Here is a 15,232-nt window from a genome sequence, read left to right as displayed (position 1 = left end):
TAAATAAAAAAGAATTACGTATGAAACTCACGAGATATTTTTTTGTAGTAGCTGTTAGTACAGCATTGGCAACCGGTTTGACCGGGTGTTTAAGCCAAGATGAATTTTTGGAAGAGCATTCTTATAAATTCGATGACCAGACATTTTATCAATCAGAATCAGATATGGAATTGGCTCTTAACGGTTGTTATCGCCAGATCCAGTCTTTGATGATGGGGCAGACGCATGGATCTCACTCTTGGATGATTGGGGGAATCGGATTGGACACATATAGTCAAAAAGGAGGAAATGATCATTTTTCAAATTGGAATACATTGACTTCTGAAAGTGGATATACACGTCATTGGTATGATAATTTGTTCAAGTTGATCAACCGGGCCAATACTGTCATTGATATGATAGACGAACGTGTTAATATCCAATATTCTTCTGAAGAGAAGAAACTGGCTATCCGTGCAGAGGCTGTATTTTTCAGGGGATGGGCGTATCGTGTATTGGCCGGTATGTATGGCAATGTGCCTATTCTGGAACACCATGCGACAGAAATTACTACGGGATATACACCAAGTAATCGTCAAACTGTATGGGAATTCTGTAAGAAGGATTTTGAATATGCTGCAGTTAATCTGCCAAAGACAGCCTCTAAACCGGGCAAGCTTACACGAGCTGCCGCTGATCATTATTTGGCGGAAATTAGTTTAGCATTAGGGGATTTTGATAATGCTGTGGCTGCCTCTACTCGTGTTATCGATGGTACGGACGGAGATTATCACTTGATGACGACTCGTTTTGGTTCTCGTGCTGGAGAGGCCACCGATCGTTATGGTAATTCATTGGCTGCTCCCGCTGGTGCTTATTGGGATCTTTTCCGTGAAGGTGGCAACCAGAACTCAACAGATAACAAAGAAGCTATTTGGGTTTGCCAATATAATTATGGAACTTACTCTACCGGTGGCGGCGGTAATGAATGGTGGCGTATTAATGCCAATAATATCGAGTCGGTTTGGATGTCTACGACTGTTCGGAATGATACGAAAAAACGCACTTTGTCAAATGGAACTCAGATATATTTATGGGGTGACAATGTGGCTTGTTTTCAACCAGGTATTATGGGTAGTGCGAAATCGAATGTACCGAGTGCGAAAGATCGCTATGAAGCGAATATTGCCCGTGACTCGATGGGGGGGAATGTGGCTTATCAAGGAACCGGTATTATTCCAACCTATTATGTACGGGATCGTTTATGGGAAGAGTCTTGCAAAAATGGTAAGGTAGATTTTCGTGGTTCTGAGGTCATGATTCAGCGAAACTGGTATACGCCGGGGGGAACGCGTTGGCTGGATGAAAAAGCTGCTGCTTATGCACGGGCAGAAAAGGCTAGAGGCACGGCCGATGAGGCGGCTTATGCTATTACGGCTTCTGATACAGTTGAAATTTTCCCTCGTTTTTGGAAATTTTCTGATGACAGACATCCGAACGGTGACAACAAAGCCTATGACTGTGATTGGTATATGTTGCGTATAGCTGAAACTTATCTGATTCGTGCAGAAGCTTATTTGGCATTGGGAGAAAAGTCGAAAGCTGCTGCTGATATCAATGTATTGCGTGATCGTGCTAATGCATCTTATTGTACAGCTGCCGATATCGATATTGACTATATTTTGGATGAACGTGCTCGTGAGTTGTTGGGAGAGGAAAACCGTTGGATCACGTTGAATCGTTTATCTGTCAATCCGAATGCAACGTATATTAGCGATTGTCATCCGATTCAGGATGAAACGACGGGTAATACGATGTATGATCGCGCTCGCAAATATGCTTTCGGGTATGAAAACTTGTCTGGTTCTAATCAACCGCGCGAATGGGATCCAGTAGAAAAACGGTATATTTCCAACTTCCATCCGTATAATTATCAGTATCCGATTCCGACGCAGGTAATTCAGTCTAATACAGGTATTGAATATCCGCAGAATACTGGATATTAATAAATTGGAAAATAATAATATTAGAAAAGAAAGGGTGGTAAAAATGCTGCCCTTTCTTGTTTATGTTGAACATCGGAAAAGTGAATACAAGTGGGAGATGTATATGTGGATGTTGTGGATAAAGAATAGGAAAAAAGAGTTTTTGGAATATCGGTATGTTTTTCTTTGGGACTCGTTCTCCCTGTTAAAAATATTAGAAAATGAAGCGAAAAAAAATAATTGTTGGAAGGATAGGATTTATTGCAATAGGTTTGTTCTTGCTGAGCCTGTATCTAAAAGAAACTTTTCAGTATGCTTTTTTTAATCGGGAACAGCAACAATTATTTCTTTTTGATTCCGATTATGTATCGGGCCTGCTTTTGCAGCCAGGTGGGGTGGCACTTTGCTTGTCCCGTTTTCTTGTCCAGTTTTTTTATTCAACTGTTTGGAGTGTCTCTTTGACTGCGCTTTTGCTTCTTTCTATCATCTTGGCAAGTATGGGGATTTTGCGTAAGTTGGGAGGAAAATGGTTTTTGGCCCCTCTTGCGTTTTGTCCGGCGGGGACTTTGATTTTGTCTTTGTTTGATCCTTGCTTTTTTTATGAAGGGCTGATTGCCTATGCTATGGCTATGGTTGGCCTTTATCTTTATTTGTCTACAGCCAGAGAAACTTTGCGAATGCGATTGTGTCTGGGGGGGGCGATTGCGTTTATTCTGTTTGGGTTGGCAGGAGCGGTTGCCTCTTTGTTCGCATGTTGTGCCTTTTGCTGTGATTTGGCTGGAAAGAGCAAAAAAAGTCTTTGTTCGCTGTCTTATGTTCCATTTACATTGTTATTGGCTTGGGGAGCTGTGCGCAGCGGCGTGATGGCTCAAATGGAACGAGGATGTACTTCTGCCAATTATTATGAATGGACATTAGAAATGCCTGTTTTCCATCATATCAGTTGGGTGGCACTGTTGCTTCTTCCGTTTGGGGTTGTGGTGGGGCGAATGTCGCTGTTGCATGGTAAATGGTTGCAAAGGATTGTTTTCTTGTTGCTTTTGACAAGCGAAATAGGACTTTTTTCCTTCTTGCAGGATCGGAGGATGAATCAGGTTCGAGTTTCTTTTGAACAATATCGATATGAATATTATACTGTTATGAAACAATGGAAAGATCTGCAACGGGAAGCTTCTAAGCGTATTATGCACTATCATGATGCGAATTATTTGAATCTCTCTTTGGCAGAGCAGGGAGTGCTGCTTGACCATTTGTTTACTTATCCTCAATATGGTCCGCAATCGCTTGTTTATATCCCGAATAATAAATCAGCCGATGTCCGTTTGGCTCATTTGTGGTTTGCGATGGGAAATATAGCTGCTGCTCAGAATGTGGCTTTTAACTCTTTATTCGCGTTGAATGGATATAATCCGACCATGCTTCAGATGTTGGTGCGGATTGAACTGATGCGAGGGAATTATCTGGTTGCGTTGAAGTATATAACCTTGTTGGAAAAAACAGTGCATTATGCCGGTTGGGCCACTGCTCAACGTCGTTTTTTGTTTGATGATGAAGCTGTGGAGCAAGATCCTTCTTTAGGCACTGGACGTGCCTCTTTCCCCTTGGATGATTCATTTGTTCTTTTGGCGTCTCCTATGGACGATCTTTATAAAATCGTAGCGGTTAATCCTGCGAATTCAAATGCGATGCAATATGCACTTGCTTATTTGCTTTTGGCGAAAGACTTTAATCATGTGCAATCGTTCGTCGATACTTATTATGGAACTCCGGCTCTTCAGTATTTGGCCGAACCGGTACAGGAGGCCCTGCTTTTCTTTTCAGATTATTATCATACATTGGAGGAGGACTATGCTCTCCGACATGGTATCTCGAATGAGCAGTTATCCGCTTACCAACAGGTTGATTGGGAATACTGCAAGGCACATGGTGTCGAATCGTCCACATTGGATCGGTTTGTGCAGTTTAAGAAAGGATATGAACAAGTACGACAAGGAGCTCCTCGTTCCTTGTTGGATGGTTTCAAGCATACATTTTGGTATTATTTACTTTTTGCTGAGATTGGATGATGGAAACAAAGATTAATTGGATGATATGTCTGCTTGCAGGACTGTTGTTTGGAGCCTGTAGTGGAAACAGACCCGTACAAATACAAGGAGTGTTGGAGGCTGACCCTGATATATTTCCGGATTATAAGGGTGTGACGGTTCCGATGAATATCGCCCCATTGAATTTCTCCTATTTAGGGAATGAACCTTGCCGGTTGGTCGTTGAAGTGGCAGGGCATGAGCTGATGCAGATGGAGGGCAGACGAGGGCTTTTTTCATTTCCGGTTTCCGATTGGAAGGATTGGATGGGTCGATACGCTGGTGACTCGCTTCGTCTGACTGTTTTAGCGTATCAGTCGGATCAGTGGAAGCGTTACCGCTCTTTTTCAATCTATATAGCCCCAGATTCAATAGATTCTTATCTTTCTTATCGATTAGTTCCTCCTGGATACGAAGGTTGGAGGGAAATGGGAATCTACCAGCGTGACCTTTCTGATTATGAACAACGTCCTATTTTGGAAAATCGTCTGACAAAAGGTAATTGCGTGAACTGTCATGCCTATTGTGAGCGTGATCCGTCACGTATGATGTTCCATGCGCGTGCGGATTTGGCTGGTACGTTGATTCTGCAGGACGGTTTGGTTGAAAAGCTAGATGTGCAAACAGAGCAAATGGGTTCTTTTGTTTATCCGTATTGGCATCCTTCGGGTGATTATATTGCTTTTTCCATGAACAAGACTCGCCAAAATTTCTATAGCCATGATCCCGATAGGGTGGAGGTCTATGATACAGCCTCGGATGTGGTGATATATAGTGTGAAAGATCATAAAATAATGACTTCTCCTTTGTTACGATCTACTTGTGCTTTTGAAACATTTCCGACTTTTTCACCGGATGGGCATTTTTTATATTTTTGTTCAGCGGTTGCGGTCGATTCGCTGCCCCAGAATTGCAGGCAAGTGAAATACAGTCTTTGCCGGATAGCGTTCGATTTCCAAAACGAACGTTTGGGAGAAGTTGTCGACACGCTTTACAACGCGCGTATGGAAGGACAAAGTGTTTCTTTTCCGCGTTTGTCTCCTGACGGACGTTTCTTGGCTTTTACACTTCATGATTTTGGTAATTTTTCTATTTGGCATAAGGAAGCTGACCTGTATATGCTTGATTTGCTTACTTCCAGAAAATATCCTTTGGATGTTTTCAATTCGGAAGAGGCGGAGAGCTATCATTCTTGGAGCGGTAATGGTCGTTGGATGGTGTTCAGCAGCAGGCGGATTGATGGACTTTATACACGTCTTTTTATTGGCTATGTTGATTCGGAAGGGGTGGGGCATAAACCGTTTTTGCTGCCCCAGAAGGATCCTTTAACCTACTATGACGCGTTAATGTTTTCGTATAATATACCGGAATTGATGCGGTCAGCAGTCACAGTGGACGCCTGTCGGCTAGCCGGTTGTTTGAGAAGCGGAAAGAAATCAAATTTGAGGTGATAAGTGAATCGGTGGAGTGTTTGGGCGAATATAGTTGTAAATGCCGTGCTTGCTTCGGAGAAAATTTCTTGTAGTGAATAATATGGCTCTGTTCAGGAGTTTCGTTTCAATGAAGAAGGCAAATATGGAACTTTGTAATTGACAAACACTCATTTCTTTGTCCTTTGCAGCATTGATGCTGAAATGGCAGACATAGAGAGAAAAATGCGGTTATAAGATCCGCCTCTTTAGACATCGGTAGAGTGGTTTCCTATTTTGGGGATTGGGTGACGGCATATAATTGGTACTTGCTTGTTTCGCTTATGTCATTCGATATAGACATGAAGGAGGTCTCTTTTTGCCAGAAATGTAATGATTAGTATCAAAAGGATAAGGCGAACTGTGGAATATTGTGGATAATTTTGGCTGTAATGTTACTAATGCCATTGAATAATATATAATGATATGGAAATAATTTGGAAAACAATTCAATTGAGTTGTCTCTTTTTTTCTTTTGCAGAGTTTTTTGTTCAGGACAAAAGATTTTTTAGTGAGAGACTTTGGGGCGAAAGCGGATGGAATTACGTTGAATGTGGCGACAATTCAGAAAGTTATTGATTTCTCCCATGAACAGGGCGGAGGTCGTGTTGCGTTTACTCTTGGTGATTTTGTGACAGGCTTGATCTATCTGAAATTAGGTGTAACAAAATGTGAAGTTGTCCGCAAAAGAAAAAGACTATCGTCCTGCGATTGTCCTTGATGATGTGCACAATAGAACATTTAAGAATGTGAGCGCTAACGTTCCTGGATAGAAACGTTATTATTTATGTTCGTGACAATTTTTCAAAAATCAGGAAATTATTTTTTATCTATAAATTTTTATTATCAATAAATGAAGAAGTCTGTATTTATATTAGGATGTACATTGTGGGGTGTCTCTTTGTCCGCACAAAATGAAAATGTACAGTATCAACTGCTGGAGGGATATTCTTCCTCTCGTGCTTTTAATCCGAAACACATTGCAGTGCCAGATTTGCCAGGATATAAAACTCTGAAATGTGATTTCCATTTGCATACCTATTATTCGGATGGACATGTCACTCCTGAAATGCGTGTATTGGAGGCTTGGGCTGAAGGACTAGACGCTATTTCAATCACAGATCATCAGCCAGTGCCTCGTTCTCACACGGAAACGAAGGATTGTAATGTCTCTTACAATAAAGCCTTCCCAATGGCTGAAAGTAAAGGAATTACGCTGATAAAGGGGTTGGAGATTACAGGGAGCGATCCTGTTGGACACTTGAATGTCCTTTTTATCAAAGACTGTAATGACTATATGCCGAAAAAAAGAAATTTTTCAGAGACTGAAGCTGACAGCCTGATTGAAAAAGCTGCTGCGGAGGGCGCTTACATTACAACGAATCATCCTGGGTGGCCAGATAAGAACAGCGAATTGCCTGCTTATATTGTTCGTCATATCGAGCAAAAGCGGATTCAGGGTATTGAGATATTCAATAACGAAGAGTTTTATCCGCGTGCTATCGATTATGCAGACCAGTATAACTTGGCTTATATTGGAGCAACGGATGCTCATTATCCAATGGATTTCCTGTTTGACTTGAAAAAGAAATTCCGTACATTGACGTTTGTTTTTGCAAAAGAAAATACGCCAGAAAGCATTAAGGAGGCCCTTTATGCGGGTCGTTCAATCGCCTATGCTGATCAGAAATTGGCAGGAAAAGAGAACATGTTGAAATTGTTTTTACGTTCTTCGTTGAAAGTACTTTCTTATGAGGAAAGGAATGGAAAGTTCCATGTCCGTCTATTGAATGAAAGTGATATTCCTTATCTATTAGATAACGGCGTTTTAAGTGATCGTATTCGTATTCCGGCACATGCTGTTTGTGATATGACTCGTCCTCTTTCTCAATTGACACAGCCTTTCCGTGTGACAAATATGTATATCTCGTCTACTGAACGTCTAGAAATACCAGTGTCCTATCTGTTGGCTTCAAAGGAAATGCCAGAAATGCCATATGTTGATGAGCGGAAGGTCTCGTTTGTCAAAGAAGGCTTGTCAATAGTTTTGTCTTGCGGTGAAGGTGATACCTATTATACACTGGATGGAACTGAGCCTGAATTTGGTAGTGCTTCCCGTTGTGAAGGTGCGATCATACTGGATGCTCCTTGTAAATTGAAAGCTTGTACCTATAAGGATGGAAAGCCCAGTCGTGTATATGAACGTTATATCGGTTTCTCACGTGCTATCAAATGTAAAGGAAGGCGACAGGGGGTATCTTATCGCTATTATGAAGGTAACTTCAAATCTGTGAGTGATTTGGAGAAGATTGGTGAAATGAAGGCAAAGGGAGTGAAATCTTATTTAGAATTTGAGGATGATTTCAGAAACGAGGATCATTTTGGCTATGTGTATGAAAGCTTTTTGTCCGTCCCTGTTTCAGGAGCTTATGGTTTCTCCTTGAAAAGTAATGACGGTTCGGACCTGTTTATTGGAGGCGTTCGTGTAGTTGACAATGATCGGGCTGTCGGCTATGTGGAAGCAAATGGGTTTGTCTATCTAGAAAAAGGGTGTCATCCTTTGAAGCTTCGTTACTTTGACGGGTATAGTGGCGAGTATTTGCTGATGGAGTGGATTTGTCCTAAACAAACCTATGGGGAAACTGTCTCTGCCTCATGTCTTTTTGTTGAATAGAAATCTCGTCTTATCCAATATTAGCGAAGATAGTCTGTTTCTATAGTTTGATTTTGGGCGTATTTGGATCGATGAATGATTATCGGTAGTTAGAATTATCTGTTTGAAAGTGTTACAGAACCTTTCAAAAAATATAGTGAAAGAGGTTGTATCGTAACATGTTACACGACACAGCCTCTTTTATTCGTTATACAGAAGTTTTTTTGTTTATTTATTCGGATTGACTATACATACAGAATCCTTTTGCGATCTTTTTACTGAATGTCCCTTGTTAGGTTTAAAAAAATCTTATTTGAATTTAAAAATCTAATGAGCGAAAACTGTATCCAATTCCTTTATCCCTAATTTATTCGGAATACCGCTACCATAAACTATTTTTCTTTAGAATTATAAAAAACTATTTCCTTATACACCCTATAATATCCAGGCTTGTTGTCATTAAAAAGGGGATAAAGATTTGCTGCAAATTGATATTTTTTCCCTTGTCTAACTTCAATACCTATATCAGTCCATGCATTGTTGCCATTCAGTAGTAGCCATTGATTGTCTTCTTTACGTGCTACCATATAATCCTCTCCCAAAAACAGGACTTTGGAATTATTATTATTCAGACTCATCGACACGCTTTTTGTGTCTATCGGATAAAAAGCTTTGTCTGTTTTCATAGATATTTGCAGAGTATCCAAGAATGCAGGTGCCGTAAAAGGTGTTGCTGGCTGAACTCTTCCATGATTGACTGCCGAATAATTAACAACTTTTCGTCTGAACATTTCTTGAAAATGCTGTGAATTGTTCATTAATAATACTTCAATAGTATCCTGTTACCGATAAAGGATGATAGTCATATTCAGTTCGTAATGATAGAGAATCAGAATTTAAGGCTTCTCCTTGCGGAATATCCCGTGGTATAGGACTCAGTACTATATTTACAGGCCGTTCGAAAGAATTTTTATTTATTGGAATGATTTCAGGACTAAATGTGATATCTGATATAATATCTAATTCTCATAACGGAGAATCAAAAACGTCTTTTTTGAATGCTGATTTCAAAAGGGGCTGTCGGTATATCTGGAATAAACAGATACTTTATTCGTGCCCAACATCGCCTCTAAACAATGAAAACGCTGTTGCAGGGTGGTATCGGATTTAATAATGCTGTCTACATAAAGAGCATAATTCCTCTTACAAACGAATGCCGTCTGTTTTATCATCTTGTCCATTCTTGGAAGGGTAAGAATGACAAGAATTAAATAGTACTAATGATGTAAAGAGTAAATATTTTATGATTGTCATTTGTAGAGTCTAAAAGTTACCAGAATTGTATATTTTACCTTTATAGCCTTCCTTTACAATGTTCCGGGTAGCCTTTGAGAAGCATTGGATATTCTTTCTTTTCAATATTCTTGCGCTTATTGGTACAGTAAGCGGCAAGAATACAACATCCCATTAAAAATACAATTCCGACTCTCATAGGTAAAAGCTGCGAATCAATAATGGAAGTAAAAGCGGATGTATGCTCCATATAAATAGGACTTTATTGTTTTACTTAATTAAAAAATATAAGCAAGGGACAATTGCCAATATCTGTTTCTTGATTTGAAAATATCACCATCGAAAATCTGGTCTATGGCGTCATGCTTGTCTCCTCCGATATGGTGTCTGGCGGATTCCGTTAATCCGATGTTATAGTAGCAGCTCAGCATCAGATGTTTCATTATCTTCACGCCACCTCCGAGATTCAGACCGACTTCAGTGGAACGCCATCCCATAGAAGAAAGATCCTTGTCTATGGCATCTACGGCTATATGGACTAGTTTGCGTCCCCAATTGTCCTCATTTACTAAAAAGGAAAAAGAAGGTCCTATTCCTAAAAACAAGTCAAAGTTGTCGGACAACCCCATTTCCCATTTTAATTCTATGGGTATGTCGATACTTTGTGTCTTGATATCGGCACTGACGTCATTGGAGGTGTTTGTCAATTTCACTCCACGCTGTACATACAATAGGGAAAAATCCAAGGTTAGTCCATAGAAACCGGTCTGATATTGTAGCATGGGACCTACTTGAAAACCAGTCATATTCTCTGTTTTAACCCGGTTGCTTATACCTTGAATATCAGCTTTGTTTCCAAGCACACCGGCTTTCAATCCAAAATGGAGACCTTGAGCCATACAAGCAGCAGGACATAACCAAACTAAAAAAAATAACAGATAAATAGCTTTTCTCATTTTATGTTAAATAAATAGCATTATAATACAAAGATACTAATTTCAGTCAAGGCATTTTGGCATGGATTACGGTATTATTGGTGAAAAATCATTTTTTTGTGTTTTTTGCTTCAAGCAAGTTTCCGTATTGTTTCGTTTTCTTTTTCCTATTTAAATATATTACTAACTTTGCTTCTATATTGGAATGTGGTTTACTGTTGTATGATGTGTTTTCTATTATACGATATGACTATTTAATAAATGGTAAAAATGAATAAAGTAATATTTTGCGGAATGATGCCTGTTCTTTTACTGTTTTTTTCAAGAAAGTATATTAAGAATATTGATTTTCCCGAGATATTTGGTTTATCTTTATTCGGAGTTTCACGATAAAATAGTCTTTGATCTTGTCAAATTCGTTCTATTGGGTATATATCCTGACAATGCGCTATTTCATCAGTTAACACACAACCAACTTTCGAACAAGCCATCTTCTCTTTTGATGAAAATAAAGCCTACCCATGAACTTGATAAATTCACCGGCAGACTTATCTATAAGATAGATTTATAGTAATCGACTGCTCAACTACATCTTGTACATTCGATTTATCAGTAAGATGCACTCCATTGTAAGTACATATCAATTTTCATATACCAACTTGTCTCAGGGTTGTTTTTGAGTGGCAGTCTCGCTTTTTCCTGTTTATTCCTGCATTTTCCCGGAACTGTCCCGATTATTTTCTCCATCATCCGGCAGTAATTCCTAGAACCACTTTATATCCGAGACAGCAAAAACAGTGTCATCAGATGACACAGGGCTTCTTCTATAGATATGATTTATATGAAAAACGGATACTGGTAGTATTATACGGTGTTTTTACGAATTAACCGTAGAATATTACCTATTATTCGGAAAATAATCGTATTTTTGTAGTGTGAAAAGAACTTCTAAGGTGGATTATATGAATGATATAATTAATAAAGTTGCGTCTCTCGGAGGGACTATATCCACAACGGATATATCTCACCTGTCGGAATATAAACAGGTGTTGCGAGCTAAAGAACGTGGCGATTTGATAAGATTGCGTCATGGGGTATATGCAGCTCCCGAGGCATTGCTAAACACGATGATAGACGTGGAGAGGATAATACCGAATGGTGTTGTATGCCTATACAATGCCTGGACATATCATCAAGTGTCTACGACAGTCCCGCCTGCTTTTTGCATAGCCATTGCCAATAAAAGGAAAGTAGTGCTTCCACACGTCCTGCCTATAGAACTTTATTATTGGAAAAAAGAGAACTTGGAGTTTGGGATTATGGATGCGGATATATCGGGATATAAAGTTCATATTACTGATATGGAACGAAGTGTTTGTGATGCGGTGAAGTATCGGAACAAGATTGGTCTGGACGTTTGCGCGGAAGTAATACGTACTTATCTGAAAAAGCCGAACCGTAATCTCGCCCGTTTGCAGGATTACGCCAAGCGCCTAAGAGTGTTTAACACGTTGAAAAATTATCTCGAAATCGCAATAGAATAAGATAATGGGAAAGAAAAACTATGGCAAGTCTGTAAAGACACGCTTGCTCAACCTCATGAATGAGACAGGCTATAAATACATGTATCTTCTGGCAAGGTACTTCAACGAGAGACTGCTTTACAGGGTTTCTGTAAGCCAGTACAAGGACAAATTCTTGTTGAAAGGCGGCTCTTTGCTTTATGCCATGAATGGACTTGAGGCTCGTCCTACGGTTGATGTGGATTTTATGGCAGACAGGATCAGTCGTGACAGGGATTTCCTGGCTCGTGTCTTCCAAGAAATCCTGGGTATCGTATGCCATGAAGATGGGGTGTCATTTGACGCAGGAAGTATCAAAATAGAACCGATCACAGTCGAAAAGAAATATCCTGGTACAAGATTCTATTTTACTGCCCATATGGATACCATAGCTTATAATATGTCTGTAGATATTGGCTTTGGTGATGTCGTCATTCCACATCCAACAACTATAGACTTTCCTCTGCTTTTATCGGATATCCCTTCTGTGAATATACAGGCATATTCTTTAGAAACCGTTATTGCCGAGAAGTTCCATACGATGATAGATCGTGATGTTCTCAACAGTCGCATGAAAGATTTCTTTGACTGTTATCAGCTCCTGACGAAGAGAAATTTGAATGACGACGCTTTGTATGACGCCATCGAAGCGACGTTCGACAATCGAGGACTTGCATACAACCCCGATTTGCAACTGTTTACGGATAGTTTTGCTACAGACGGGGCACGCATAAGCTGTTGGAAGGCTTTTCTTAGAAAAATTCAATGGAAAGAGGCGCTTGATTTCGATACTGTGATGAAGGTAATAAGAGACAGGCTACAGCCTATGGCTGAAAGATATTGGATAAAACTCTCAAAATAGAATTGAGTAAGATTTAGACAGGCTCTTAGCCATCTTTTAGGAACATTATCAGGTTTGAGCAAAAAATATTTCATAAAAATCCCTATTGACATTTGCGGAAATCGAACTTTTTATCTACCTTTACATTGTCAAAGAGATGATGATTGTAAAGACAATTACGAAAAGCGATGAATTTAGTGTAGTGTTAATTCAATGGCTTTCATAAAAGATAAAGTAGTAAATGTGCAGTCAATCAGGGGTTTAGAATAAACCGAAATAAAAGGTTCGATTCCTGGTGGCACCACTGAAAATCAAGCAGTTACAATTATTTGTGACTGCTTTTTTGTTTTTATGGCAAATGAGTTTGTTTGTGTTACATACGAAAATGCAAAACAGGATTAAATTTGATTATAGGGAAAGGAGAAGAAGCGGTTTAATTGTGTCATACTGCTAAAGAATGACATACTAAAACTATTTTATCTCCCGTTAATTCTTTACATTTGCCACAAAATTATAGCGATTATGACAGAATGCAAGGATGAACACATATTAAATTCCATTGATTACCCGGAGGATTTGCGCAAGTTGTCCCCCGATAAATTGGGAGAGGTATGTGCAGAGTTGCGTCAATATATAATAGATGTACTATCGGAGAATCCGGGACATCTTGGGGCAAGTCTCGGTACGGTAGAGCTGACGGTTGCACTACACTATGTTTTTAATACTCCCTATGATCGTATTGTATGGGATGTGGGGCATCAGGCGTATGGTCATAAAATACTGACTGGACGTCGAGAGGCTTTTCATACGCTCCGAAAATTTAAAGGAATCAGTGGATTTCCTAATCCTCTGGAAAGCCCTTATGACGCATTTGTTGCCGGACATGCTTCAAATTCCATTTCGGCGGCTATGGGTATGTCGGTCGCTTCTGCTCTAAAAGGAGAAAAAGACAGACACGTGATAGCCGTGATCGGCGATGGAGCCATGACGGGTGGGTTGGCGTTCGAAGGTCTGAATAATGCGTCGGCTAATCCAAACAACCTACTTATCATTCTCAATGATAATGATATGGCAATAGATCATGCGGTCGGTGGGTTGAGTCAGTATTTGGTGGATATCACAACCAGTCAGGCATATAATAAAATGCGTTATGATGTGTACCGCGGATTGCGGAAGATGAAACTGATCAATAATGACCGTCGGGGAAATATCCTTCGTTTTAACAATAGTCTGAAAGCATTGCTTACTCAACAACATAATCTGTTTGAGGGATTCAGCATCCGTTACTTTGGTCCGATCGACGGGCATGATGTCGGTTATATGATCAAGGTTCTGAATGATATAAAGGATATGGAAGGTCCGAAACTATTACATATCAAAACTAAAAAAGGCAAAGGATTCAAGCCTGCTGAAAAGTCGGCAACGGAATGGCATGCACCAGGGCTGTTCAATAAAGAAACAGGAGAACGGATCATTGTCCATAAGTTGAACGAACCTCAACTTTATCAGGATGTTTTCGGACATACCCTTGTCGAGCTGGCTGAACAGGACGAACGGATCGTGGGGGTCACTCCTGCTATGCCGACAGGTTGTTCTATGACTTATATGATGAAAGCGTTTCCGAAACGGGCGTTTGATGTCGGGATTGCCGAAGGGCATTCGGTAACTTTCTCTGCCGGACTTGCCAAAGAGGGAATGATCCCATTCTGCAATGTCTACTCTTCTTTCATGCAGCGGGCATACGATATGGTGATACACGATGTTGCACTTCAGAATCTTCATATGGTAATTTGTCTGGACCGTGCCGGTCTAGTAGGCGAAGACGGGGCGACCCATCACGGGGTGTTCGACCTCGCTTATCTGCGTCCAGTCCCGAACTTGGTTATTTCATCTCCTTTGAACGAACTGGATTTAAGGAATTTGATGTATACCGGGTATAAGGAATGTAACGGCCCTTTTGTGATCCGTTATCCACGCGGTAAGGGAGAGATGGCAGATTGGAGGAATGAGATGCATATCCTTCCGATCGGGAAAGGCAAGAAACTTCGTGATGGGGATGATATTGCGATCTTGTCACTTGGACCTATTGGCAACGAAGTGATAAAGGCCATAAAGGAGGTTGAAAGTGATGGTATATCGATTGCCCATTATGATATGATTTTTTTAAAACCGATGGATGAAGAACTGCTGCATGAAGTCGGTAAGAGGTTCAGTCGTGTCATCACTGTTGAAAACGGCGTAATCAAAGGTGGACTGGGCAGTGCTGTTTTGGAATTTATGGCTGATAACGGATATGCTCCTCAGGTAAAACGGATTGGTGTGCCGGATGAGTTTGTCGAACATGGATCGATTCCCGAACTGTATAAACTGTGTGGTATGGATGCCAAAAGTATTGCAGGAGAAATAAAAAAGATGGTTATCAGAGGATAAT

At 40.2% G+C, this 15,232-nt stretch carries 9 protein-coding genes; 7 read left to right on the top strand and 2 right to left on the bottom strand.

Annotated elements, in window-relative coordinates:
• The first annotated feature begins 20 nt into the window (after positions 1-20).
• The 4 genes from NQ542_RS10790 to NQ542_RS10775 all read left to right on the top strand — a co-directional run bounded on the left by NQ542_RS10790 (position 21) and on the right by NQ542_RS10775 (position 8,191).
• A complete protein-coding gene (locus NQ542_RS10790) occupies positions 21-1,985 on the top strand; it encodes a RagB/SusD family nutrient uptake outer membrane protein (protein ID WP_005640395.1) in 1,965 nt (654 codons plus the stop codon).
• A 200-nt stretch (positions 1,986-2,185) separates the two neighbouring features.
• Positions 2,186-4,030: a DUF6057 family protein gene (locus NQ542_RS10785; protein WP_005640396.1), complete on the top strand. Its 1,845-nt coding sequence runs from the start codon at positions 2,186-2,188 to the stop codon at positions 4,028-4,030.
• The gene (locus tag NQ542_RS10780; RefSeq protein WP_005651497.1) at positions 4,030-5,499 is read left to right on the top strand and encodes a TolB family protein; all 1,470 of its coding nucleotides are present in this window, start codon (positions 4,030-4,032) and stop codon (positions 5,497-5,499) included. Before NQ542_RS10785 ends, NQ542_RS10780 begins: the two co-directional genes overlap by 1 nt.
• An 871-nt stretch (positions 5,500-6,370) precedes the next feature.
• Positions 6,371-8,191, top strand: coding sequence for a PA14 domain-containing protein (locus tag NQ542_RS10775; protein WP_005640404.1), 1,821 nt, complete (start codon positions 6,371-6,373; stop codon positions 8,189-8,191).
• A gap of 371 nt (positions 8,192-8,562) precedes the next feature.
• Here the strand turns inward: NQ542_RS10775 and NQ542_RS10770 are convergent, their stop codons facing one another.
• Both NQ542_RS10770 and NQ542_RS10765 read right to left on the bottom strand, forming a co-directional pair.
• Positions 8,563-8,988: an immunoglobulin-like domain-containing protein gene (locus NQ542_RS10770; protein WP_005640406.1), complete on the bottom strand. Its 426-nt coding sequence runs from the start codon at positions 8,986-8,988 to the stop codon at positions 8,563-8,565.
• 753 nt (positions 8,989-9,741) lie between these two features.
• Positions 9,742-10,419, bottom strand: a complete 678-nt coding sequence (locus NQ542_RS10765; protein ID WP_005640413.1) for a porin family protein — start codon at positions 10,417-10,419, stop codon at positions 9,742-9,744.
• A gap of 941 nt (positions 10,420-11,360) precedes the next feature.
• Here NQ542_RS10765 and NQ542_RS10760 point away from each other — a divergent pair.
• The 3 genes from NQ542_RS10760 to dxs all read left to right on the top strand — a co-directional run bounded on the left by NQ542_RS10760 (position 11,361) and on the right by dxs (position 15,231).
• Positions 11,361-11,942 carry a type IV toxin-antitoxin system AbiEi family antitoxin domain-containing protein gene (locus tag NQ542_RS10760; RefSeq protein ID WP_005640421.1) on the top strand — a complete coding sequence of 194 codons (582 nt, stop codon included), beginning with the start codon at positions 11,361-11,363 and terminating at the stop codon, positions 11,940-11,942.
• Positions 11,943-11,946: 4 nt separating this feature from the next.
• On the top strand, positions 11,947-12,822 hold the full coding sequence (locus NQ542_RS10755; RefSeq protein ID WP_005640423.1) for a nucleotidyl transferase AbiEii/AbiGii toxin family protein: 876 nt from the start codon (positions 11,947-11,949) through the stop codon (positions 12,820-12,822).
• Between the two features lie 501 nt (positions 12,823-13,323).
• Entirely contained in the window at positions 13,324-15,231 is a 1,908-nt protein-coding gene (gene dxs / locus NQ542_RS10750; RefSeq protein ID WP_005640427.1) for a 1-deoxy-D-xylulose-5-phosphate synthase, read from the top strand.
• Position 15,232 lies beyond the last annotated feature (1 nt).

Origin of the sequence: Parabacteroides merdae ATCC 43184, assembly GCF_025151215.1 — a bacterium.
Classification (GTDB): Bacteria; Bacteroidota; Bacteroidia; order Bacteroidales; family Tannerellaceae; genus Parabacteroides; species Parabacteroides merdae.
Note: the sequence above shows the minus strand (reverse complement) of the source record. Positions and strands in the feature narration are given on the sequence as shown.